Source organism: Sphingomonas changnyeongensis (genome assembly GCF_009913435.1).
Classification (GTDB): domain Bacteria; phylum Pseudomonadota; class Alphaproteobacteria; order Sphingomonadales; family Sphingomonadaceae; genus Sphingomonas_B; species Sphingomonas_B changnyeongensis.
The window spans coordinates 2,760,337-2,784,291 of sequence record NZ_CP047895.1 but is presented as its reverse complement, the minus strand read 5'-3'; the positions used below and the strand labels follow the sequence as shown (position 1 = coordinate 2,784,291).

22 protein-coding genes are annotated in these 23,955 nt (G+C 61.6%); 16 read left to right on the top strand and 6 right to left on the bottom strand.

Annotated features, from left to right (window positions below):
• Positions 1–177: 177 nt before the first annotated feature.
• Positions 178–1,878 carry a helix-turn-helix transcriptional regulator gene (locus tag GVO57_RS15520; RefSeq protein ID WP_327785527.1) on the bottom strand — a complete coding sequence of 567 codons (1,701 nt, stop codon included), beginning with the start codon at positions 1,876–1,878 and terminating at the stop codon, positions 178–180.
• 226 nt (positions 1,879–2,104) lie between these two features.
• Here GVO57_RS15520 and GVO57_RS13555 point away from each other — a divergent pair, with 226 nt between their 5' ends.
• The 11 genes from GVO57_RS13555 (at position 2,105) to GVO57_RS13505 (ending at position 12,850) form a co-directional block, all read left to right on the top strand.
• The gene (locus GVO57_RS13555) at positions 2,105–2,512 is read left to right on the top strand and encodes a hypothetical protein (RefSeq protein WP_160593673.1); all 408 of its coding nucleotides are present in this window, start codon (positions 2,105–2,107) and stop codon (positions 2,510–2,512) included.
• 70 nt (positions 2,513–2,582) lie between these two features.
• On the top strand, positions 2,583–3,425 hold the full coding sequence (locus GVO57_RS13550; RefSeq protein ID WP_160593672.1) for a division plane positioning ATPase MipZ: 843 nt from the start codon (positions 2,583–2,585) through the stop codon (positions 3,423–3,425).
• Positions 3,422–4,006 carry a hypothetical protein gene (locus GVO57_RS13545; RefSeq protein ID WP_160593671.1) on the top strand — a complete coding sequence of 195 codons (585 nt, stop codon included), beginning with the start codon at positions 3,422–3,424 and terminating at the stop codon, positions 4,004–4,006. The genes GVO57_RS13550 and GVO57_RS13545 overlap by 4 nt, the downstream gene beginning before the upstream one ends.
• 258 nt (positions 4,007–4,264) lie before the next feature.
• The gene (locus tag GVO57_RS13540; RefSeq protein WP_160593670.1) at positions 4,265–4,582 is read left to right on the top strand and encodes a plasmid mobilization protein; all 318 of its coding nucleotides are present in this window, start codon (positions 4,265–4,267) and stop codon (positions 4,580–4,582) included.
• Positions 4,579–6,222 carry a relaxase/mobilization nuclease domain-containing protein gene (locus tag GVO57_RS13535; protein ID WP_160593669.1) on the top strand — a complete coding sequence of 548 codons (1,644 nt, stop codon included), beginning with the start codon at positions 4,579–4,581 and terminating at the stop codon, positions 6,220–6,222. The genes GVO57_RS13540 and GVO57_RS13535 overlap by 4 nt, the downstream gene beginning before the upstream one ends.
• Positions 6,223–6,311: 89 nt before the next feature.
• Positions 6,312–6,650, top strand: a complete 339-nt coding sequence (locus GVO57_RS13530; RefSeq protein WP_160593668.1) for an HNH endonuclease — start codon at positions 6,312–6,314, stop codon at positions 6,648–6,650.
• Positions 6,651–7,178: 528 nt separating this feature from the next.
• Positions 7,179–7,805: a hypothetical protein gene (locus GVO57_RS13525; protein WP_160593667.1), complete on the top strand. Its 627-nt coding sequence runs from the start codon at positions 7,179–7,181 to the stop codon at positions 7,803–7,805.
• Positions 7,806–7,810: 5 nt separating this feature from the next.
• The gene (locus GVO57_RS13520; protein WP_160593666.1) at positions 7,811–10,132 is read left to right on the top strand and encodes an Mbeg1-like protein; all 2,322 of its coding nucleotides are present in this window, start codon (positions 7,811–7,813) and stop codon (positions 10,130–10,132) included.
• A 704-nt stretch (positions 10,133–10,836) separates the two neighbouring features.
• On the top strand, positions 10,837–11,631 hold the full coding sequence (locus GVO57_RS13515) for a KilA-N domain-containing protein (protein ID WP_160593665.1): 795 nt from the start codon (positions 10,837–10,839) through the stop codon (positions 11,629–11,631).
• Positions 11,546–11,938 (top strand): DCL family protein, encoded by a 393-nt coding sequence (locus GVO57_RS15675; RefSeq protein ID WP_407695694.1) that lies wholly within the window; start codon positions 11,546–11,548, stop codon positions 11,936–11,938. The genes GVO57_RS13515 and GVO57_RS15675 overlap by 86 nt, the downstream gene beginning before the upstream one ends.
• Before the next feature lie 123 nt (positions 11,939–12,061).
• Positions 12,062–12,850 (top strand): DUF3800 domain-containing protein, encoded by a 789-nt coding sequence (locus GVO57_RS13505; protein ID WP_160593663.1) that lies wholly within the window; start codon positions 12,062–12,064, stop codon positions 12,848–12,850.
• Between the two features lie 179 nt (positions 12,851–13,029).
• Here the strand turns inward: GVO57_RS13505 and GVO57_RS13500 are convergent, their stop codons facing one another.
• Positions 13,030–13,989, bottom strand: coding sequence for an IS1595 family transposase (locus GVO57_RS13500; protein ID WP_160593662.1), 960 nt, complete (start codon positions 13,987–13,989; stop codon positions 13,030–13,032).
• Between the two features lie 224 nt (positions 13,990–14,213).
• On the opposite strand from GVO57_RS13500, the gene GVO57_RS13495 reads away from it, so the two are divergent.
• The 3 genes from GVO57_RS13495 (at position 14,214) to GVO57_RS13485 (ending at position 16,875) form a co-directional block, all read left to right on the top strand.
• Positions 14,214–14,738 carry a hypothetical protein gene (locus GVO57_RS13495; RefSeq protein ID WP_160593661.1) on the top strand — a complete coding sequence of 175 codons (525 nt, stop codon included), beginning with the start codon at positions 14,214–14,216 and terminating at the stop codon, positions 14,736–14,738.
• On the top strand, positions 14,738–15,463 hold the full coding sequence (locus GVO57_RS13490; RefSeq protein WP_160593660.1) for a hypothetical protein: 726 nt from the start codon (positions 14,738–14,740) through the stop codon (positions 15,461–15,463). The genes GVO57_RS13495 and GVO57_RS13490 overlap by 1 nt, the downstream gene beginning before the upstream one ends.
• A 779-nt stretch (positions 15,464–16,242) precedes the next feature.
• On the top strand, positions 16,243–16,875 hold the full coding sequence (locus tag GVO57_RS13485; RefSeq protein ID WP_160593659.1) for a hypothetical protein: 633 nt from the start codon (positions 16,243–16,245) through the stop codon (positions 16,873–16,875).
• A gap of 232 nt (positions 16,876–17,107) precedes the next feature.
• Here the strand turns inward: GVO57_RS13485 and GVO57_RS13480 are convergent, their stop codons facing one another.
• The 4 genes from GVO57_RS13480 to GVO57_RS13465 form a co-directional block, all read right to left on the bottom strand.
• Positions 17,108–19,465, bottom strand: coding sequence for a prolyl oligopeptidase family serine peptidase (locus GVO57_RS13480; protein ID WP_160593658.1), 2,358 nt, complete (start codon positions 19,463–19,465; stop codon positions 17,108–17,110).
• 103 nt (positions 19,466–19,568) lie between these two features.
• Positions 19,569–20,201: a CoA transferase subunit B gene (locus GVO57_RS13475; protein ID WP_160593657.1), complete on the bottom strand. Its 633-nt coding sequence runs from the start codon at positions 20,199–20,201 to the stop codon at positions 19,569–19,571.
• A complete protein-coding gene (locus GVO57_RS13470) occupies positions 20,201–20,911 on the bottom strand; it encodes a CoA transferase subunit A (RefSeq protein WP_160593656.1) in 711 nt (236 codons plus the stop codon). Before GVO57_RS13470 ends, GVO57_RS13475 begins: the two co-directional genes overlap by 1 nt.
• A 13-nt stretch (positions 20,912–20,924) precedes the next feature.
• On the bottom strand, positions 20,925–22,352 hold the full coding sequence (locus GVO57_RS13465) for an NAD-dependent succinate-semialdehyde dehydrogenase (protein WP_160593655.1): 1,428 nt from the start codon (positions 22,350–22,352) through the stop codon (positions 20,925–20,927).
• A gap of 103 nt (positions 22,353–22,455) precedes the next feature.
• Here GVO57_RS13465 and GVO57_RS13460 point away from each other — a divergent pair, with 103 nt between their 5' ends.
• Both GVO57_RS13460 and GVO57_RS13455 read left to right on the top strand, forming a co-directional pair.
• A complete protein-coding gene (locus tag GVO57_RS13460; RefSeq protein WP_160593654.1) occupies positions 22,456–23,226 on the top strand; it encodes an SDR family NAD(P)-dependent oxidoreductase in 771 nt (256 codons plus the stop codon).
• Positions 23,227–23,946: a (2Fe-2S)-binding protein gene (locus GVO57_RS13455; RefSeq protein WP_160593653.1), complete on the top strand. Its 720-nt coding sequence runs from the start codon at positions 23,227–23,229 to the stop codon at positions 23,944–23,946.
• Positions 23,947–23,955: the final 9 nt, after the last annotated feature.

Here is a 23,955-nt window from a genome sequence, read left to right as displayed (position 1 = left end):
CGACAACCGTCGGCGTTGTCCGCTAAGCCGAGGCGTTGCGTGGGCCGTCCTAGGCGCGCGATAGCGCCCTATGGGCGCTGCGCATGGGGGCGTGGCCCTCGCCAGCGCAATCAGTCTGACATACCCGCCGCCTTGGACATGACCCGCAAGCATTTGGAGCCTGGATCGCCGACCACCTCAGTGGGGATCAGCGATCCAGGCGCAGATATCGCTCTCCCGCCACACGACCATGGTCTTCGACACGGGGATCTGCCGCGGAAATGTCCCCGCGCTGATCTTGGCGTAGATCGTCGACCGGCTGAGCCCGGTGCGGGCCATGACTTCCGGCAGGCGCAGCAGGGTCTCGGGACGCGATGCCCCGTGGCGTTCGGACGCCATCTGCGTCAGGACGGCTGCCACCGCCTGCCGGAGGACGTGCTCGTCAAGCAAGCTGTTGATGTTGTCAGCCAGACCTGACTGCCTTGCCGACGGAGTCGATCGGTCGGAAGCGGCGGTCCTGGCTGGGGCGGTGTGATGATTTCGGCGCATACCCCGTGTTACCCCGATTCTTCGGCTTCGCAGGGGGGGCGCACTTTTCGGCTCTTTCCGACGCGCGACAAGAAAGTCGGGCAGACAGTCGAACCGCTGTGCGGCGACCAGCTTATCATCATTGCGGCACTTGATGACCGGACGGCGGAAAGGCGGCTCGTTCCGCTTCATCGGCCGACGCACCTCCTTGACCACCGTGTCCAGCCCGACCGGATCACCATTTGCCGTCGCATCGTCCCACGCAGCGGCGATATCGACGGGCGTGGCGCCGCCCGGCCAGTCGAAGATGTTCTCGTAGGCAAAGGCCAGCTTCAAGACACTCGAGTCCTTGAACGGTGGCAGGATCTTGAAATTCTTCATCCACAGAATGCCACGCTTGGGTTTCCCGTCTGCAAGCTGTCCCGCAATATGCCTCTGCAACCCGACGAGACGGGTGCAAGCAAAAAGCAACGCCTGCTTCTTCGTGACATCGTAAACCGATGTCGTAAAACTCCTGCGGTCATATGTTTGAGCGCTTTCGAGCGCCCATTTCATCAGTTTGTCAATCTCTTCAGGGTGGGATTCGAAAAAGAATCTTTTAGCGCTTTCAATAAAACCCTGCTGATCCTGGATGTTGCTGGCGATCTGACTTGTCAATTCGACGAGCGGCTTCATGTCCGGATGCGGCTCAAAGTTTTCAGCACCGGACTTGAGGTGTTCAAGGCAGCGGGCGAGCTCCTTGCTCAGGAAGCTCACATTCTTGTCGAACTGCCCCTTGGTCAGCTCGCCCGCACCCGGAAGCAGCCGATCATCGCTGCGGCTCAGCGCCGTGAAGTTCGCGGCAATAATCTGCAGCTGCAGGCAGCAGTGATAGAGCAACATCCGTGCGACGATCGCACTCGTCTGATTGTCCCATTGCCGTTTCCTGCGAAGCCACGCAATCAGGTCACGCAGCCGCGAGAAATTCCCCCTGATGCAGAAATCAAATGTCTGCTTGGACCTCTCGCGCAGATCAAGCAGATGCCGAGCATCCGCGATCGGGTCGAGATTGAGTGCGGAGGTAATCAGATCGAGCGCGCCTCTGCTGGCGGTCGTGTCAACCATTTTCTGCAGACGTTCAACCGTAAGCGAGAGCATAACGTCATAGCTGGCGCCCGAGGGAAACCTGACTGGCGGCAAAACAACGCGATGATCCGACAGGTGCTGGGGTGGGAGCTTGCTGATATCATCCTTCGTCAGCAATGCTCGTGAGAATGCGATGCGGCTCATATTGCCGAGCAGCGCATTGCGCTCCCGTTCAGCGACAAACTCTTCGATCGGGATACCATCGAGTCGATATGGGGGACGAATCAACGGAAGAATTGGTTGCACGTCTTTCTCCAATGGCTGGGTGACGCAGCGGTTTATGAGGCCGTCTCGTAACCATCAGATCAACGCAACCATATGAATATATACGATATTTGAAAAACACTCGAGCAACGTTATATGGCTGCGCTCTCGCCGGTTGAACGCAAAAGTGCGCCCCCCCTCCACGATCCAGCGAATCATGCAAAAACCCTGCTCGTCAGCGAGGTGCTGACAGAGCAGGAGTATCCATATGGACAGTGAAGAACTCGGGAGGCTTGTGGCGTCAGCGACTGCTTTGATCCACGCGCAGCAGCGCATCAAATCGGTGCCGCGCGACGTTGCGAATAAATTTGTTTCGCCGATCTTTGATGTTTGTCCGACCATCAAGCTTCCGGCCTTGCTGGCGCTCGATGAAACACAGCAGGTGATGGCGGCAGCGAGCATCACCAAATCAATGCTCGCTGATGAACTGAAGCGTGCACGCAAGGCCCGCAAAGAGCAGATCAGCAAAGAACAGGTTGTCGTGCCGAAGCGCACGCGAAAGCGTCCCAAATCGCAGGCGGTTTACACCGCGCCGTCATCGCCAGGTCCCTATCGTCCTGCCGGGCAACTGCCCATGCCGGGGCTGGTCCCGAACGGCCCGATCTCGGATCTCTGATCCCCAGGCCGAACACTCCAAAACAATCAGGAAACAGTCATGACAGACGACCGCAAACCGCCTCTCGGCGGTGGCGCCGACGCGCGCCTTGAACACGGCAAATGCCGTGGCCCGCCCGGCTTTCTGCCGCCACCCCATCTTCTCAGCACAAAGGGCGCATAACCAAATGACGCAGTCCTATCATTACCATAATGGTTCGGAGGTCGCTGGCTGCATCGTCCTTGTCGATGGCGACAAGGGCGGGGTCGGCAAGAGCTTCACGGCCAGGTCGATCACCGGCCACCTGCTGAGCAGCGGAACCCGGGTCCATTGCTTTGACGGCGACTATCGCAATGGCTCGCTCGAGAGGCATTACCGCAACCACTGTGCGGTGCAGCGGCTCGACCTCCGGTCCGAAGACGGTTTCTCCGACTTCTACGACACGCTCGACATGATCGAGCCGCGCACGGTCGTCCTCTGCGACCTGCCGGCTGGTGCCGGGGCGCGTGTCGAAAGCGAGGCGGAGCGCCTGCGGCTCAACCGCCAGTTCGGCCGCGAAATCATCCATGTCTGGGTCGCCGACCCGGGCGAGGACTCGGTCAGGCAGTTCAAGGAACTGCAGTTTGTTGCCGATCCGACCCGCACCGTGTTCATCATTAACATGCGCGGCAGGAGCGAACCCGAACGGTTCACGATCTGGCTGCGGTCACAGGTGCGTGCGTCGTTCATCGCGGCGGGCGGTCATGAGCTCAAGCTGCCGCACATGCCGGTGCGACTGCACGACCGGATCGCGCTCGCCCAGGCCCCGTTCCTCGTCGATCCGGTGCCGAGCGGCCTGTGCCGTTCCGACATCCTGTCGCTGCGGATCTTCAACCAGCAGGTCGCGACCGAACTCGCGCCCCTCTTCAACCTCATCCTCGGAGCCTCTTCATGAAAAGTATCAAAGCCACCTTTGTCGATGTCGTCGGCCGCGAGCCGGAGCAGTTCGAAATCGAGAGCATCGAGGCGATGCTTGCCCGCGCGCCCGATGCACTCAAGGAAGATCCGGCCTTCCTCGTCGAACAGGTGCTGAGGGGGCACCATCTGGGCGAGATCAACCGCAGCATCGACAAGCTCATGATCACCTCGCGCGAATATGCGACGTCGCAGGGCGAAACCTATGCGATGGCGGTCGCAGACAAGGTCTGGCGACGGGTCATGGACAATCTGCCCTGGCACGCGCAGACCGATGCGGCGAGCCGCTTCCAGCGCTATTCGGTGATCCTCGCGATCCTCTTCCTGCTCGGCTTCATCTCCGGCTGGTCCTGTCTGCGCTTCGCCTATGCATATGACCGGCAGAGCAATCAGGTTCTCTCTGAAACCGCCTTCGCGGCGTGCATCGACGGCGCGGTCGGTGCATCGGTGACCGCTTCCGGGAAGGCCGCGAGGACCGGCGCGATCCGCAGCGATGTGTTCGTGAACCGCGCCCGCCTGTGCGCTGCGGACTATGCGGACCGGCGCGCAACCGGTCTCTGATCGCCAGCCGGTCGTTGAGTGCCCGGCCACAATCCGTGGCCGGGCCTCCCCCTGAAACACCCGCTAATCCGAATAAGGAGGAAAGGAGCAAGGGCTGGCCAACGACTACCGCGCCGCCGAGCGCGGCGCATGGCCCAGGCTCTGTCGCTCCGCTCTGTCGCCTGGCCTGCGTTGGCCCGACCTTGCCGGGGAGGGTTTTTCCCTCCCCGGACCCCTCCCGCCGCCCCCGGACAATCAGCAGATGCAGAGGGAAGAAACATGCCCGGCAAATCCGGATCCGAGACCCGGCAGCGCCAGATCGTTCGCTCCACCCGCTGGAGCGCTGCCGAGTTTGCCCGCCTTGCCGAACTGGCGCGCTATTCCGGCTGCAGCGAGGCCGAGCTGCTGCGCCGCCTCGTCAACCGCGCGTCACGCCAGATCATCCCGTCCCGCGAGCTCGTGACCGAGATCCGCCGCCTGGGCGGGAACATCAACCAGATCGCCCGTCGCCTCAATGGCGGCGGCCAGGTGACGGCAGCCGAACTGCGCGCCGTCTATGATGACCTCCTCGCCGCAGCGCGGATCGCCCGGTCATGATCCCCAACATCACCCGGGGTGCGAACTTTGCCGGCCTGGTCGATTATCTCGTCGACAACCGCGATCATGAACTGCTCGATCTCGACGGCGTGTCGAGCATCGATGCAGCCGCCGGCGAGATGGCCGCGATCGCCTCACTCAGCGCACGGGTGCGCAGCCCGCTCATGCATCTGTCGCTGTCGGCGGCGCACGAGGATGGTCAGCTGTCGAGGGACGAGTGGATGCTCGCGGTCGACAAGGTCGGCCGGGAACTGTGCCTTGCCGGGCATCCGCGCGTTGTGGTGCGCCACCGCGACAAGCAGCATGACCATGTGCATGTGTTCTGGTGCACGGTCGATCCCGACACCGGCAAGACACCGCCCAAGCGCTGGTTCCTGCGCAAGGGTGCCCGCACCACCGGCTTTGGGGCACACCCGATCCCCGAGGACCGGGTGCGCGACGTGCCCGAGCGCGAGCGTGCACGCCGCACCTATGACTTCCGCGCGCTGATGCGCGTGCAGGCGCTGTGCCGCAGGCTTGAAGATGAGCTTGGCCTGCGCCGGCTCATGACGCCGCAGGAGGCGGCCAGACACCGTGCTCTGCGCGGACCGGCACCCGTTCGCGCGCCCGCCGAACGCCGGCAGCAACGCATCGGGTCGGTCGCGCTGCTCGACCGCGCCGATGACATTCGCGCCGCACTCGACCAGCCCAACTGGCCCGCCAAACGGCGCGTGCTTGCCGGTCTGGGGCTCGATCTGGAGCCGGTGTTCCGTGACACAAAGGCCGGCCCCGAACTGCGCGGTCTGGTGATTGTCGACGTCTGGGACCGTGGCAACCGGATCAGGGCGTCCGACCTTGATCGCGCCGATCGGCGTTACGGCCTGCGCCAGATCGAGGCACGTCATGGGCCCGGCGTCGAGCGCCTGATGGACTGGTGGCCGAAACGTGCAGCAGAGGTGCCGGCGCGGCCAGACGTGAAGGATGCCGCACTGCGCGCCCAGTATCGGCAGATGCTCGCCGAACATCGTGTCGACGCGTTGCACCGCGCCGCCGAACGCAAGGCGCTGCGCGCGCGGCAGAAGCTTGAATTGGACCGCGCGCGCAATGCGCTCAACCGGGAGCGCAAGGCGCGCGCGCAGGCGCTGCCGGTCCATGAGCGCAGGGCCTTTTACAGCCGGTTCAAGCTGGAGCGGGCCGAGGCGCTGGGCGCGATCATCAGCCGCCACCGGAGCGAGGCGCGGCCGCTTGCGCGGGTGGCAAAGCCGAGCTGGGACGCGTTTCTTGCTACAGTGCGGCCTGACCTCGCACGACCAAAGCCACGGCCTGTGGCTGCGCCCGTGCGGCGGCGGGCACCCGTCTCGCAGGCGCAGGAGCGGCCCCGCGCGATCCAGCCACCTGTACCGTCCGTCGCGGTCGCGCGCGTGCGATCGCAGCCGGTGCGCGCTGCGCCGGTCGCGGACCAGCACGTCGAGAGGGTTCGCAGCATGCGGGCTGAAGTGGATCCCGAGGCGGCGCGCAAGGCACGGGCCGAGCAGGAGGCCGAGGCAGCCCGCAAGGCGCAGGCCGAAGCGCAGGCCAAGGCCCGGGCCGAGGCCGAAGCACAGGCCAAACTGCTCCAGCTGCAGATGGCCTGGGCGCACCGCAACCAGCGCGGGCGGTGATCCCTCGGGGCGAGGTGGGTGAGGTCGAAGGGGAAGAGGTCGGGAAGTGAGGAAAAGCGCTTCGCGACAGCCACACCCCGGAGCCGAGCGTGCCGAAGAAAAACACCAATGCGCGTTATCGAACAGAAGCGTTCGAGCGTCAGAATGGCCGCTGCATCTACTGCGATGCCCAGATGTGGCTTGGCGGCGCGCTGGCCCAGCGGGCGTTTGGCGAGGCGCATGGCATCCGCCCCCGCGCTGCCAGAGCCTTCAAGGCCACGGCCGAGCACCTGGTGCCGCGGCAGAACGGCGGCCGCACCGATCGCGACAACATCGCCGCCGCCTGTCGCCTCTGCAACATGCGACGCCACCGCCGCAAATGGCAGCTCACCCCCGAACAGTTCCGCGCCCATGTCCAGCGCCGCCTCGCCGCAGGCAGGTGGCGATAGGGGGCAGGTCAACAGCTCTCCACTGGCCTGTCATGGATTGCATGATGCACCGCGTCGGGTTTGCCGGACCTTGATTGGTTTGAGGTAACCGGCGGGAGACATCTCGTCTGGGCGTCTGGCATGGCCGGATCGAAGCGACCGCTGGAAGGGGGCAGGTGCGCAAAGCGAGCAGCGCCTGGCCAGGATCAGCCATGGACCTATGACCGCGCTTCGATGATGCGGCCAGGACCGGCCAGGTGATCGACAGCTTCGCGTGTTTCTCTCATTCGGTCATCGGGCCACCGCTCGCCGGAACCCGCATCCCGGAAATGAATGACCCATTTCCCTTACGCTCAGCCATTCTCAAACTGCCCCTCAAGGGCTGGAGCCGCTCGCAGCCCCGGCGCGGTCGAGACGGGCGGATTGGTCGACGGATGAATGCGACGACCTTATCCAACGCGATGGCTGAATATCCCGTTCACTCTGGATTGATTCCCATCTGGTCTATGGGGCTAGATCGTGCAAATCATGTCGCAAAGGGCGCAGTTTATGAACCGACGACTTCTTCCACTGGCCCCGATTGTTGCGCTCATGGCGAGCTGCAGCGATCTTGGGTCGGTTAACTTCAGATATACGGTCGAGGTGAACACTCCGGACGGCCTGCGTTCCGGCTCATCTGTCATGAATATTCATGGTTACAATATTCCTATGCCTGAAAACATCGGCGGTGGCCAGAAGATAGATTTAACCGGAGACGTCCCCTTCGTGGATCTCCCGAATGGGATAACCTTGTTTGCGCTTGTTTCTCGTCGGTCTGGCGGCAGAGGGCCTCTATACACACTGATCTGGTCTCAGCGACGGCCTCATTCGCAAGGCGATCCGAAAACGGCGATTTCGGACCTCAAAGACAGGCCGGTCTGCAAGATCGTTGAAAAGGAGTACCAACCCGATCTTATATATTTTTCCAACATAAACAATATAAAGTCTGCAAGGAGAATGAGATCCGATGAATTGAAAACAAAGTTCGGCGAAAAATACAGCCTACGCCGCGCCTATGTTTGCACAACATCCGCACAGCCACAACGAACTCTTGATAACAAGATACCTTGGATTAATGATGTTGGTCTTTTGGACTTCGATTTGATAGAGATATCTGGTCTAAGGCACGGAGTTTAGGTATCATGGATGACCTACTGCTTGCCGTATTGGCAATGGACGCATATAATCGCGGTAATAGCCCGACACTATCTATGGGGTCCGCGCATATCGGGGATGCAACATATATAGACACAATAGTCCAAGACAATATCTCTTTTTCGGCTTCGGTGTACATTATAAGTTCCGAAAATAATAATCTCGCGAATTCCGATCGCGTCATATCATACAGAGGGACAGACAGCTTTCTTTATGACCCAATTGCTGGTTGGCCCACTCAACTTGGGGGACTATCCGCACAGGCAGTTGAGGCGTTACGCGTTTACAATGACTATGGAAGAGGGTTCGCGGGTTCGACGATTATTACAGGGCATTCACTAGGAGGAGGACTTGCCGGATATGTGGCTGCGCTGCATGGCTTGCCTGCGACCCTGATAGCCAACATGGCGTTTGAGGCCGCGGCGGCGACGGTCCGACAGACCGCAATCGCCCAAGATGAACTCGGACTTAGCGAACTCCGAAATGCTATCTACGGAGACGGTCCGATAACGGATCTGAATACGTCGCGAATAAAGACATTATTTGTTGATGGAGAAGTTAATCAGATTCTGAGAATCGCGCAGACAACGCCGCAGGTCGCTCTGCCGTTTCAGTCTCCATATCTATACCCCAACCAGTCCATAAATCTACATAGTAGCGCGCTGCACGCTCTACTCACGTATGCAAGACATCAAGATATTGGATTCTCGAGTTGGGAGTCCGCCGCGCAAATCGTTCTTGATTCATTCTTTTCCAACGAGATTGCGAATAGGATTGGGTTCTCGGATCTCCTTGGCACCGGAAGTGCCTCAACTAAGATGAATATGGCAATCGCATATTCGGTGGTCGATGGACCTGATTCGCGGAAGCCCTGGGGCGACACTGCAGCCAGATCATTCTTTAATGATGCGCAGGACTTGGCCGTTGCGCAAAGTTCCTCGTCCGCGCCATCCGTATACACTGTGTCGGCTCCGTTGCTTGCCAACACTGCCATTGAGTATGCCGGTTTATTGGCCAAGAACTCGATCCTTATATCTCAGGACCAGGAGAGATCTCTCGGAGCGTTAAGGGTTTCAGATAATCAAGCCAGCATAACTGTCGACTTTCGCGAAAGAATGTGGACATTTGGAAACTCAGCCGTCGACCCATCCGAGCGGTCAAACTTGATTGATCAGGCATTGTCAAGCTCAGGGGTTGAAGATGGGCTGGACCAGGCCTTTTCGTGGTTCAGCTGGCTGAGCAGAAACGACATCAAGCAGATTACATATCAAATTGCCCCCGCAGCAACTGCCAATTCATCTCTTATACTCGAGACCTCAAGCGAAATATCGATGCTTGTACTGGCCCCGTATTATCAAAGCGTTGTTCTAAACGACAATTCGGGAACTCACATAACCGTCGGGAGCGTGGCTGGCGATATAGTCCAAGGATCATCAAACATTGATATTATTCTCGGAGGAGACGGTAACGACACGTTGTTTGGCAACGACGGATGGGATTTTCTTCGCGGCGATGCGGGGGATGACGAAATATGGGGCGGCAGCGGGTGGAATTACCTTGACGGCGGCGCCGGTGACGACAGGCTGATATCTCAGGGGGATGGTGACTATATATTTGGTGGGAATGGTAACGACACAATCATTATTATGAGTCAGGGCAAATATAATGCAATAGAGGGCGGGAGTGGGAACGACATAATCGAAGCATATGATTCAGCGCTGATCGGATTTTGGTCAGATTCGCCTAACTATGTTATGTTTGACTACGGAGGCGGACAAGACATAATCCGGCAGGCAAATGTCGGTGCGTTCTTTGAGCTGTCGGACGGGTCCATTGTCGAACGAAAGACATGGGGCATAAGCAGTATTGATATGGGGTCTATTCCCATGTCCGACGTAACTATATTCTACGATCCAATCATTATATATGCAGACTGGCATCCAGAAATAGGTACCGCGCACGATTTGGTTGGGAACCTCACAGTGAGAGTAAACAGCACCGGGGACTCTATAGAACTTGGCGAGGTCTTTTCGACTGTATATGACTCTTATGCATATGGAAATCCATACAACCTACTCAATAGCACATGGTACCTAAAAATGCCTCCGCTCATATTTAATGGAGTCTTTTTTCATACAGCTGGGGAGGAAGGTATCAATCTCGTCTTGGGGGCGGCGCCTGGATTGCCTTCACTTCCTTTGACGGCTATGGTTAGCCACTCTGTCGTTGATTATGGTTATCAGACTGAACAGTTTGGTGCATTGCTCGTCAACCATTCCCCGGAAATCTCATGGTTCAATATTGCGTAGTCACGCTTGATAGAGACTCGTAGGTGTATTGAATACGCAGCGCAGGCCGAAATAATATTATTATATTTCTTGTTCTATTTATATATTTGGTCATGTTCAGCACCGATCAGGGTGTCGGGTGCTTCGGCGCCGGTCTAGGTAAGCGATGATGCGCAGCTACGGCAGTGGGTCCCCCTGCCATGCAGGCAACCGGGCTGACCGGCGCGCCGTAGCTGGCCTGGTTCTCTCCGGCAGCAGAGTGGACGCTCGCCATGATCACCGCGCACGACGCGAAAATCGTAGCGTCGTTGGCAGGTAAGTCAGGGAACCGGAACAGCGGTCTTGGTACAAGCGGTGACCTGGCTGGCGCAGAGAAACCCTGCTTGGCCGGGGTGGGACTAAAGACAGACCAAGGGTGGCGGATTGCGTCGAGCTCCGCCAGTCAGCCATCGTGGTCGCTGCCCCCGGTTGCACATCGAAGTCGGGGCTGCTCTTGCTGCAACTGCGTCACTACCGAATGTTAAGCGTGACGCCGCACGCAGTCGCGTGCAGGCTCGGATTTGCCGCATAGAGTATGGCGATTATGCACCTTACAAACCCATGGCGGAATTGCGTGGGCCGCAGGATTTTAGGGCTAACCGGGTTGGTTGGTGATCCCGCAAAAAGCGGGGGTCGACTCTCCGCGCTCGTCTGCCATGTTTAGGCTCCTAACGTGGGGGCGTAGTATGGCCGAATTCCAAATCGCATTACCGCTTGTGACTTATGAAATTGCCCGCGAGGTTGTCCATCAACGGGTGAGAGACGGCTATGTTAATGCCACTGCTATGTGCAAGGCAGCCGGTCGCGAATGGTCGTCCTATAGGCGTAGCGCCGACGCGTTCATAGCGGCTCTAGAGGGGTCCCTGCAGATTCGCAGGGACCTCCTAATTCAGACTATAACCACTGGGGCAAACGAGCTTCGCGGCACGTGGGTTCATCCACAAGTGGCGATAAACCTAGCGCAATGGCTATCACCTGAGTTCGCCGTCAAGGTGACACAGTGGGTCTTTGACTGGATGTCCGGCCAAATTCCTGGCGGCAATCTTCCCTATCACTTGCGCCGCTATATGGCGAACCTGACTAACGTGCCCAATGGCCATTTCTCAATGCTCAACGAAATGACCATCGCTCTGATCGCGCCACTTGAGCAAATGGGATACGTAATGCCAGACACAATGGTGCCTGACATTTCCGAGGGCCGCATGTTCTCAAAATGGCTGCGAGAGAACGGGCACGATCCTGATTCGATGCCTAGCTACCAGCACCGCTACGAGGACGGCCGCATTGTCAACGCGCGCGCCTATCCTATTCGCGTGCTCCCAGATTTCAGACGTCATTTCGTGGAGGAGTGGATGCACAAGCGCGCAATCGACTACTTTGGTAGTCGCGACACCAATGCCATCCCCCATCTTCAAAATCTTCTGGCGCTACCAAATTACAACGACATTGTCGGATTCATCGAGGACAGAACCAATGGGTAAGGCAAGACAAATCTCAATCCGCACTCGCACATTCGCGAAGGCTGGCGACGCGACTGCTCACTTTAGCGGGATGTTGAACCGATACCCCCTTGACAACAGGGTATCAGACACAGATGCCCTTGATCTCATGGCCCTGCTTGATCGTCATGACGAACGAGTTGAAAAGGTGGGTTGCGGGATAGCGTATTTTTCGGTGAACGCAGCACCGGACTACCCCGGCCAGCGATGCTTCTGGATCACACGTACAGATGGCACTCACATCGACTGGTCATACCAACACTGCCTTGAAAAAAAGTCTTACGACTGATCGGGCTTCTCTACCGGCTTATGCTTCACCAGCTTGCCTAGCCGTTCTGCAAAGCGCTTGGGGTCATCGTCTGTTTCTAGTTCGCGCCCGGCCTGCTTGAACTTGTCTAGTTGACTCTGGTGCATGGGTTCGGTCTCTTTGGCTGTCATGACGCGCAATCTATCAACATTTACGGCCTACGTCGACGAGAGCGGCTGCTCTGGCAGCAAGTTTGGCGATGGGTCTAGCCAGTTCCTTGGGATCGCCGCTGTCATCGTGCGTGACAGCCGCCTTAGTGAGGTCATGGGGCTGTTCGACAAATCGCGTGAGCTTTTGAACAGTGCCAAGCCTTTTCGCAAATTTTCCGAAGAAAACGCGAAGGGCCGATTTGCCCTTAGCCAGCAAATGGGCAAGGCCAAAATCTGCACGTGCATGGTAGCAATTCACAAGCCATCCTTGGCGGGAACGCATATCAGAGAAAATCATGCCAACGAGTATAACTATCTGTTAAAAATGCTCATTGAGCGAATTTCCTGGGCGGTCCGTGATGCTGCGCAGATGCCAGGAGGGCAGAATGGCAAATGTTCCCTCGTTCTGTCTGAGCAACGAATGTATCCATACGACGAAATGTTCGCTTACCTCAAAAAGCTCAGGCTTGGCGCACATAACTGCCGTGCGGAATGGGGGGTGATCTCCGAAGCCGAGCCTGTGGTATTAAAGCATGAGAACGAAAAACCGCTGCACTTAGCTGACATTGCTGCGTCTTCATTTACGGCAGCCATCGAGCCGAAATCACTGGGCATGACCGACGACAGGTTCTTTAGGAACATTAGCCCCACGCTATACCAGAAGCACGGCAAGAGATTCGGCCTTAAGCTCTTCCCGGACAAGCATATGAAAAGTGTTTCCGAAGCACTAAACAAGCTGCTTTGATGGTCTGCCCGCCCTCATCGTCCACACTCAAGCTGGGACAAATCGCAGGGCGGGCAGTGCCCGAATAGTCAGTCGCGAACAGACCCTTTCTGACCTACCTTAGATAGCTGATTCAGAAGGAAAATTCAAGCTGAAATGGCTTAAGCGCAAGGTCTTGTTCTGACGGGATTTTTCGAGCGTTACCGCTCGTGAGATATCCGATACGTGAGCCGCTTGCCGACAATTCCCGCAACCGCATTACGCGACCTTTGGCGATCATCAACACCGTTGGCGACGCGGTTGTTATAGCGGAACTCATATTCTGCCAGATAGCGGTGCAGATGCTGCTCGCCGCAGTGCTGATAGATGCCCTTCATGCCGCGCTTGAAAATGCTGAAATAGCCCTCGACGGTGTTGCTGTGGATCACGGGATATTCCGGGTCCACATACTCGCCTGCGCTATGGTTGGTGGTGCCATGACCGGCAAAGTGCTTGCCGATGGTGCGATAGGCCTTGTGTTCGTCCGTCATGATGATCGCTTCGCGGGCAACGTTGGCAATCACGATGGGCATCAGGGTCTTGGCGGTCACGTCATCGACAACCATGGTGCGAGCCTTGCCGCTATCACGGTCAACCAGCGCCAGCACCTTCATCTTGTGGTGAAACGCGCGCTTCTTGGGAGCGCCCTTGATGCGACCGATGAAGGTTTCATCGACTTCAACGATGCCACCTTCGCCGCCAAATGGTGCCAGATCACCAGAGCGCATGGCTTCGCGGATACGGTGGGCGAGAAACCACGCGCTCTTATACTGCACTTCGAGAATGCGGCTAAGCTGGTGGGCGCTGATGCCCTCCTTGCTCGACACCATCAGATGCACGGCCTGGAGCATCTTGTGCAGCGGCATGCGGGCATGCTCAAACACAGTGCCAACCTTGACGGTGAACTGCTTGCGGCACTCACCGCACTTTTTCAAACCGTGGCGAACGACGCCTTCTGGGTTCTTGGCGCTGGGCTTCGAACGAACGCCCGACAGATCATAGACGCGACCGCCGACCGTGCCACAGTGCGGGCAGGCAACTCCATCCGCCCACACGACGCTTTCCAGATACTCGAAAGCCTTGGCTTCATCGTGGAAGTAGGGGGAAGAGAGAACCGACATGGTGAAATGCTCCGTTGATGAGCGTTCTATCCCAAATCGGCTTGGGTTTGTAAAGTGCATAATCGCCTAGAGTATCGCCGCCATGAAGGCGTGCGCGTTCGCCGCGGGACCGGCGCAGACCCCGGTAAAGGAAAGGAAGGTGGAGGGTAGCTGAGCGAAAGAGATGAAAATCCTCCCGCCGCGACCGTGAAGCTCAGCCGTCGCGCGCCAACCGAGAGCATATAATGAAAATGACGTGTCAGCAGGCATTTGCGCCTGCGCCTACCCCCCGCAAGCTGGTGCGCCGCCTGATGGATGCCGCCGCACTCACCATCGGCGGCCCCGTGCTGCGCGATGCCGGAATCGAAGATCCGCGCCTCGCAAACTGCCTGATCATGCCGCTGGCCCGGCTGCTGATCTGCGGCACGGCCTGCCACGCCCCGTTGCTGCATTATGAAGCCGGGATGCTGCAAAAGCTCATCGATCTCGATGCGCTGATCGTGCGGCCAGATGCGGGCCATGAAGCGGTGTTCGACATCCGCCTGCGGGGCGACGGCGCGTGGCACTGCGGCTACCGGCTGTGGCTCGAGACCGCCGATGCCGGCGTCTGGCTCGTGCCGCCAGAGGGGCAGGGCAGATGCTTCCTGATCGGCAAGCAGGGGATCGAGGCCAGCGACCATGGCCCATTTGCGCATGACGAGCGCGTCCGGCAGCAGGGCCATGCCCGCGCCCGGCTCCTGCTCGCCGTTGCCCGGCAGGGATGGTATTGATGGCGAAGCATCGCTGGAAGACACCGGCCGCCGCACGGGGACCGGAACCCGCTGCTCCCCGACCCGTCACGCACGTGCCGCCCGCCCGGCTGCGCACCTTTCCCGACGGGGGCGGCGTGTTCGACGATTTCGGCTTTGTGCGCGGCTATTATGTCGGCGAAGGCCCCCGGACCGGGCTCCTCGATTATGTCGAGCGCAAGCTCTGTCCGGTTCCGGACACGGCCGGATCACACCGCCATACCGCGCCCAAAATCGATCTGCTGCTGCCGCCGCGCGCATCGTCCGATTACATGGCGATCGAGCATCTCGTGCGCATGTACGAGCTGGCGCTGCCCGGCTGGGAAGCAAGCGCGTTCGCGCAGATCACGCTGCGGTTCCCGCATGCGGCCAACTTTCATGTGCCATGGGAGCTGGCGCGCGGTTTCGCCCATGCCGTGCTGGTCGGCGCGCGCGAGGTGCCGGTGATCGCCATATTGCACACGCCCAGCGTGAGCGGTTCGCCCAACCCGCCGCATGTCCACCTCATCGCCCTGCCGCGCAGGCTGGGACAATTCGGCTTTGCCGAGTTCGATCGGGAGTTGCCGACCGATATCGGCAACCGCGCGATGCATGCCGCCTGGCAGCACTATCGCGAGGCGCAGGACAGCCGCCCGTGCCCCAGCGATCTCCCCGCGGCAGTGCCGCGACGACCGAGCTCGGGAAGCCTGGCACACCGTGCGAGGTGACAACCGGCCCCCGCAAATGGCATAAATACGCATGGCGGTACCCCGGTGCCGCCATGCCATCCCCCAACCACCCGGATCAGGGGACGTGCCTGGGGGTATCGCTTTTGAAAATCTCCGGTCTTTTCTCAATCAAACAGTGAGTTATTAGAAATGTTCGAATCCCTCCCGCTCCGCCACCACCGTTCGCGGTCGCAAACATCCTGTGATATCCTGAACGGCAAGGGCCATTCTGCGGTTCGAACGCCCTCATTCCAGTCGATGCTCTTCGACGGCGGGAGTTACGGAAACTCGTCGAGAATATGAGGACATGCCAGACCTCACGAGCCTGAGAACCTTCGTCACGTCGTTCGCCGGACACATCGCAGCCGAAGCTGGCAGTATCGAAGTAATCGCTGGAAGTGGGCAGGTGCGCAAAGCGAGCAGCGCCTGGCCAGGATCAGCCATGGACCTATGACCGCGCTTCGATGATTCGGCCAGGACCGGCCAGGTGATCGACAGCTTCGCGTGTTTCTCTCATTCGGTCATCGGGCCACCGCTCGCCGGAACCTGCATCCCGGAAATGAATGACCCATTTCCCTGACGCTCACCCATTCTCAAACTGCCCCTCAAGGGCTGGAGCCGCTCGCAGACCCGGCGCGGTCGAGACGGCCGGATTGGTCGACGGATGAATGCGACGACCTCCGCCAACGCGATGGCTGAATATCCCGTTCAGTCCGGACTGAATCCCCTCTGGTCCGCAGTGCTAGATCGTGCAAACCATGCCGCAAAGGGCGCAGTTCATGAACCGACGGCTTCTTCCATTGGCCCCGATCATTGCACTCATGTCGAGCTGCAGCGATCTTGGGTCAGTTAACTTCCGATACACCGTCGAGGTGAGCACTCCGGATGGCCTGCGCTCCGGCTCGTCCGTCATGAATATTCATGGTTACAATATTCCTGTGCACGAAAACATCGACGGTGGCCAGAAGATATATTTAACCGGAGACGTCCCCTTCGTGGACCTCCCGAATGGGATAACCCTGTTTGCGCTTGTTTCTGGTCAATCTGGCAACAGCGGGCCTCTACACACACTGATCTGGTCTCAGCGACCTCTTCATTCGTTAGGCGATCCAAAAACGGCTATTTCTGACCTGAAAGCCAGGCCGGTCTGCAAGCTCGTCGAGCCAAAAAAACATCCAGACCTTATATACTTTTCGGACATAAATAATAGAAAGTCCGTGAAGAGGCTGAGTTCTGAGGAACTGAAAAATGAGTTTGGCGGTGTATACAAAATACGCCGTGCATATGTTTGCACAACATCAGACAAGCCACAAAAATCGATTGATAAAAAGATACCGTGGATGGATGATGTCGATCAATTCGACCCCGTTAATACGGAATTGGCCAATCTTAGATACGGCGGGCGGAATTAGTTAATGACGCAACCCTAAGTGTTCCGGGGAGCAGTGACGGTACACCTACCCACTGTCCCGCCTGGCTCGCACCGGATTACCCCCGCTCGCGGCCGCGTCACCGTCAGATGCGGCTCGTCCATTGCCACGCCCCGCCTCCGGGTCCGACACGCCGCCCGTCAATGCCACCAGCGCACCGAGCGCCAGAACGGAGCCAACCGTAGCCCGTGTCGGCCGGGGGGGGCTGCCGCCTTTAGCGCGCATCTTTTTCCCGCGCGCCGGGGCCGACATGCTCGTCGAGGAAATCCTGCAGATAGCCGAGCGTATAGGCGGCGTAATGTTCGCGGCCGGCCCACCAATGGCCGGTGTTGGAGGGGATGGCCATTTCGAACTTCTTGCCCAGGTGCATCAGCTTTTCCGACATCTGCAGCGTGGTGAGCAGCGGCACGATATCGTCGTGGAAACTGTGCAGGAACAGCAGCGGGTCCCGCAGATTTTCGCCATATTTCAGCAGGCTCTGTTCGGTGAACACTTCCGGCCTGTCCTTGGGATAGCGCGACAGATGCTGGTCGCTGCCGAGGAACCGGGGCGGATCGACGGCCGGCGCGCCGGCCACCCCTGCGGCGAACACGCCGGGATGCTTGAACAGCGCGGCCAGCGTCATCAGCCCGCCATAGCTGTTGCCCCAGATGCCGATCCGCTTGGGATCGACATAGGGCAGGCTGGTCAGGTAATCGACCGCGCCCAGCAGGTCGTCCAGATCCCCGCCGGCCCAATCCCCCTGGAACGCCTCGCGGAATGAGACGCCATAGCCCAGGCTGCCGCGCAGATCGACCTGGACGACGATATAGTCCTTGGCCAGCACCTGATGCTGCTGGAGCAGGCCGATCGGCCGCGCGGTCAGCCAGTTGTTGCGCGCGGTGTTCGAATAGATGTTGCCGATGATGACGGGATAGGATTTCGACGGATCGAGATCGGGCGGCGCGATGATCCGCGCATGAACCTGAAAGTCGCCGGCGCGGCTGGGAAAGCTGACATAGCGCGCGCCCGCCCATTTGAAATCATCGAACCCCTTGATCGGGGACCGCGTCAGCCGCCGCTCGCCACCGCCCCGCGCCGAGGTGACGAACAGCTCGGGCGGGCTCTGGTCGCTGCCGGAGACGAGCGCGATGTTCGCGCCGCTCGGGCTGTAGCTGGGCTCGTGCGTGCCTGCACTGCTGGTCACGCGCACCGGCGTGCCGCCCTTGGCCGGGATGCGGTAGAGCTGGCGCTCATAGGGTGTCGGGGCGGCGGCGAGGAACAGCAGGTCGCCGCTGCCGCGCATCGTCTTGATGTTGCCGGCAACGTCGAAACTGTCGGGGGTGACGGGGCGCAGCTTGCCGCCATCGGCCGGGATCGCGGCAATCCGGTAATATCGGTCGGCATCGGAGATCATGAAGATCTCCCGCCCGTCGGCGCTCCATTCGGCCTCGAACATCGAATAAATGCGCCGCGGCCGCTGATCGTGATGGATTTCGCGGACGCTCAGGTCGCGCGCATCGGCGACATGGATCCAGCGATGTTCGGCATCGTCGGAATCGCTCTGGATCAGCAGCCGGTCGCCGCGCGGAGACCATTCGCAGTCGAGGATCGAGCGCTTGTCCGCGTCAGGCAGGCTGACAAAGGCCGGATCCTGCGCGCCCAGCGTCAGCACCCCGACGCGGCGGGTTTCGAGCGTGTCGCCGGGATAGGAGCGCCGGACCTTGTGCAGGATCGGCTCATCGCCCTGCAGATAGGACGGAAACGGCACCACGCGGACCTGGCGGCGATCGGTGTGCACAAAGGCGATCCGGTCCGACGCCGGCGACCACTCATAGGCGGTGATCGCCGCATCGGGGCCGACCATCGCACCGATCGCGACCGTGCCGATGCCCGGCGCGCCGATGCGGGTCGCCTGCCGGGTTTCGCCGGTCGCCAGGTTGAGCAGCCACAGGTCGCCGACCTCGACATAGGACAGCCAGCGCCCGTCGGGGGACAGTCGCAGGGCCGATTTGCCCGCCCCGGCGCTGGTGATCGCCTTGACCTCGCCGCCCGTCACGCCGACCCGGTGGATCGCGCCGCCAAAGGCGAAATAGATGCTCTTGCCGTCCGGTGCCCAGACGAGGTCGCCAACGCCGCCGCGCTCGCGCTGGTCCATCTCGCGGGCAAGGGCATCAAGGCTGGTGCCGGTCGGCCGCTGGGTGCCGAAGGCGACCGACTTGGCGGGACTGTCCCCCTCCAGCCGGGTCAGCCGGCGCGGCGCGCCGCCGGCGGCGTCGGCCACCCACACATCGCGAAACGGCCAGCCGCCATCATTCCACAGGAACGCGATCTTCTTCTCGTCTGGGGACCAGCGCGGCGCCGACGGCGTCGTCCCGGTCAGCATCGGCAAGGTCGCGAGGCGCTGCACCGATGGCGCGGCCGCCGCTTTCGGGGCGGTTGCCTGTGCGTCGCCAGCGGGGGCGGGAGCGGGGGCGAAGGCGAATGCCGGGGCCGCCGCGAGGCCCAGGGCACCGGCGGCCAGCACATGCGGCCAGTGGCGCAGCCGCTTGCCAAAGGGCCCGAACGCGCGATCCAGCCTGTGTGTGTGCATGATGATCCTCTGACTTATGGCCTGTGACGTCGTGCAGCAAAGCCGGTTGCAGGGCCAAGGGAAACCGGCATGTGACCGGCAGCACCCACCGGCCGGTTCTGCCCTAATCCACCGACAATGATGCGGCTGTTGCGGCGCGCACGTCATCGGCGCTGATCCCCGGCGCACATTCGATCAGGCGCAGCCCCGGCTTGTCGCAGGCAAGCACGCACAGATCGGTGACGATCAGATCGACGCAGCCGGCGCCGGTGAGGGGCAGGGTGCAGCGTTCAACGATCTTGGGCAGGCCATCGCGCGTCAGATGCTCCATCACCACGATCACGCGGCGCACCCCCGCGACCAGATCCATCGCGCCGCCAATCCCCTTCACCTTCTTGCCCGGGATTGCCCAGTTGGCGAGGTCGCCGGCGGCCGACACCTGCATCCCGCCGAGCACGGCCAGATCGATATGGCCGCCGCGGATCATCGCGAAGCTGTCGGCCGAGGAGAAAAAGCTGGCATCGTCGGTCGCGGTCACCGTCTGCTTGCCGGCATTGACCAGATCGGGATCAACCTCCTCCTCCAGCGGGAACGGCCCGATCCCCAGCAGCCCGTTTTCCGACTGGAATGTCACGTCGATGCCGGCCGGGACATGGTTGGCGACCAGTGTCGGAATGCCGATGCCAAGGTTGACGTAAAAACCGTCGCGCAGCTCCTGCGCCGCGCGCGCGGCCATCTGGTCACGGGTCCAGGGCATCAGGCGGTCTCCGCCGGGCGGGTCGTGCGTTTTTCGATCAGCTTGGCGTTGATCGTGCTTTTGACGACGCGGTCGACATAGATCCCAGGCGTATGGACATGATCGGGGTCGATGCTGCCCACCGGCACAATCTCCTCTGCTTCGACGACCGTGACGCGGGCGGCGGTCGCCATGTCGGGGTTGAAGTTGCGCGCGGTGCGCCGGAACACCAGGTTGCCGGCCGCATCGGCGCGCCACGCCTTGATGATCGCCAGATCGGCGCGCAGCCAGCGTTCGCGCACATAGGCAATGCCGTCGAACGTCTCGACCGGCTTGCCTTCGGCCGCGAGCGTGCCGACGCCGGTTGGCGTGTAGAATGCGGGAATGCCCGCGCCACCGGCCCGGATCCGTTCCGCCAGCGTGCCCTGCGGAGTCAGCTCAAGCTCCAGTTCGCCAGACAGATATTGCTGTTCGAACAATGTGTTGTCACCGATGTAAGAGGCGATCATCTTGGCGATCTGGCGGCTTTCGAGCAGCATCCACAAACCAAATCGGTTCGCCCCGGCATTGTTCGAGATGACCGTCAGCCGCTGCACACCGGCCGCGCGGATTTCCGGGATCAGGCTTTCGGGATTGCCGGTCAGCCCGAAGCCGCCCGACATGATCGTCATCCCGTCGAACAGCACGCCGTCCAGCGCGGCGGCAGGCGAGTCATAGATTTTGTTGCGCATCGGCGTTCCCCGCTCAGGCCTGGTGGATCGCCTTGACGAACAGGAACGGGTCCAGTCCCTCGCGGCCGCCCTCACTGCCAAAGCCGCTGTCCTTGACGCCGCCGAACGGCGAATCCGCATTGCTGATCGCAAAGCCGTTCACGCCGACCATACCGGCCTCGATCGCGTCGGCAACGCGGTTGGCGCGGCGGCCATTTTCCGTGAACAGGAACGAGGCCAGGCCATAAGGCAGCCGGTTCGCCTCGGCGATCGCCTCCGCCTCGTCGGCAAAGGGGCGGATCAGCGCGACCGGCCCGAACGGCTCCTGGCGCATCACCTCCGCATCGGCGGGCACTCCGGCCAGCACGGTCGGCTGGTAGAAATAGCCGTCGCCGGACCGCTGGCCGCCCGCTGCCAGCACGGCACCGCGCAGCACCGCATCCTCGACCAGCGCGCCGACCGCCGCCGGCCGGCGCTGATGGGCGAGCGGCCCCATCGCCGTCGCCGGATCCAGCCCGTCGCCGATGCGGATCGCGCGGGTGCGGTCGGCAAAGCCGGCGACGAACCGATCATAGATGCCGGCCTGGACATAGAAGCGCGTCGGCGACACGCAGACCTGCCCGGCATTGCGGAACTTCTGCGGGACGACGAGATCAAGCGTGCGTTCCAGATCGCAATCGTCGAACACCAGCACCGGGGCATGGCCGCCCAGTTCCATCGTCACCCGCTTCAGCCCGTCGGCGGCAAGCTTCATCAGATGCCGGCCAACCGGCACCGACCCGGTAAAGCTGATCGCGCGGATCACCGGCGAGCCGAGCAGATGGCGGCTGACCATGTCCGGATCGCCGAACACCAGTTGCGCAACGTCGGCCGGCACCCCGGCATCGATCAGGCAGGCCATCGCCGCCGTGGTGCAGCCGGGCGTTTCCTCCGGCGGCTTGGCGATCACCGAACAGCCGGCGGCAAGCGCCGGGGCCAGTTTCTTGATCATCAGATAGACGGGGAAGTTCCACGGCGTGAACGACGCGACCGGGCCGACCGGCTGGCGGATGACGATCGAGCGCGCGCCGGTCGGGCGCATCAGCACCCGGCCCTCGATGCGCGTCGCTTCGCCCGCATAGAAATCGAGCAGCTGGGCGCTTGCCTCCACCTCGCCGCGCGCTTCGCCGATGGGCTTGCCCTGTTCGCGCGTCAGCGTCGTCGCAATCGCATCGGCGCGGTTCCGCATCAGCGCCGCCGCCGCGCGCAACACGCGCGCCCGCTCGCCCGGATCGGTGTCGCGCCACCGCACAAAGCCCCGCGCGCTGGCTGCCAGGGCCCGATCCAGATCGGCCGGGGTGGCGAGCGGCACCTCGCCCAGCACCGCGCCCGTGGCGGGGTTCATGACCGGGCGCGCTTCCCGCCCTTCGACGCCCTGCCATGCGCCATCGACAAACAGCTTTGCTTCGGCTTCGTACGTCATGCCATCCTCGTTGCGCCGGCCGATGCCGGCCGATGTTTTTTTGTTCACATAGCGCCCAAAAGTTCGCTTTACGAGCAAAATGCGTTCGTCTAGGTTTTGTCACATGACCGCATCGCTGCATGGCAAAACCATTCTCGTCACCGGCGCATCCAAGGGGATCGGCGCTGAAATCGCGCGCGAACTGCTCGGCGGCGGGGCGTTTGTCGTGGCCCATTATGGCGGCGACCTGGCCGGGGCCGAGCGCGCGATCGCGACCGCCGCACCCGGCCAGGCGATCGCCATTCCAGCCGATCTTGGCGAGCGCGCGGCGACGCTGGAGCTTTGGCGTCGCGCGCTCGACTGGCGCGGGCGCATCGACGTGCTGATCAACAATGCCGCGACCATGCCGTTCGACGGCGGCTTTGATGCTGACGACGCCGCGTTTGAAGGGGCATGGGATCGGGCGCTCGACGTCAATGTCCGCGCCCCGGCACGGCTGATCCGCGCCGCGGTCAATCATTTTCTGGAGGCGGGCGGCGGCGACATCGTCACCATCTCCAGCTGGGCGGCGCAGCGCGGCGTGACCAATCCGGCGACGATTGCCTATGGGGCGTCCAAGGCGGCGGTCCGCTCGGCCACCCAGTCGGTCGCGCGCAGCTATGCCCGGCAGAATATCCGCGCCTATGTGGTCGCTCCCGGTGTCGTGCGCACGCGCCTGTCGGAAGAGTTTGCCGCGACCCAGGGCGGCGAAGACAAGGTGTCGGCGACGCTGGCGAGCGGCGAATGGGTCGATCCGGCCGAAGTCGCACGGATCGTCGCGTTCCTCGCCAGCGGTGCCGCCCCGCAGCTGTCCGGCGCGACGCTCGACGTCAATGGCGCGACCTATATCCGCTGAATGCGTGTCGACCTGCCTGGACTCGCGCGCCGCGACCGGTTCTCGATCAGCTTCGAGGGGCGGGACATCGATGCGTGGCCCGGCGAAAGCGTCGCTGCGGCCCTGATCAATGCCGGCGAAGCCGCGATGCGGACGACCGCGGGCGGCGCGCCGCGCGGCCTGTGGTGCGGGATGGGCGTGTGCGGCGAATGCCGCGTCGTGATCGACGGCGAGGTCGCCCGGGCCTGCATGGCGATGGCCCGGCCCGGACAGGTCGTCGCGCGCGCGCCGGCACGGACCGCATCGCCGCCCGCAGCGGAGGGCCTGGAACCCGATACGGCGTTGACGCCTGACGTGCTGGTCATCGGGGCGGGGCCGGCCGGGCTGGCGGCGGCGCGGGGGCTGGCGCGGGCTGGCCTTGCGGTCATTGTGGCCGATGAACGGAACAAGGCCGGCGGCCAGTATTTCAAGCAGCCCGGCACCGGTTTTGCCGTCGACGAGGCCAGGCTCGACCGCCAGTCGCGCGAGGGCGGCAGCTGGTCGCCGAGGCCGGGGCTGCGGGCGTCACCTCCCTGCACGGCGCGACCTTGTGGGCGGCCAGCCTGGCGGCGGATGGGGCGCCGGTCGTGTATCTGGCCGATGGGCAGCGCGCCCGCGCCGTCCGGCCCCGGCGGCTGGTGCTTGCCATGGGCGCTTATGAGCGGCCCTGGGCCGTGCCCGGCTGGACGTTGCCGGGGGTGATGACATCGG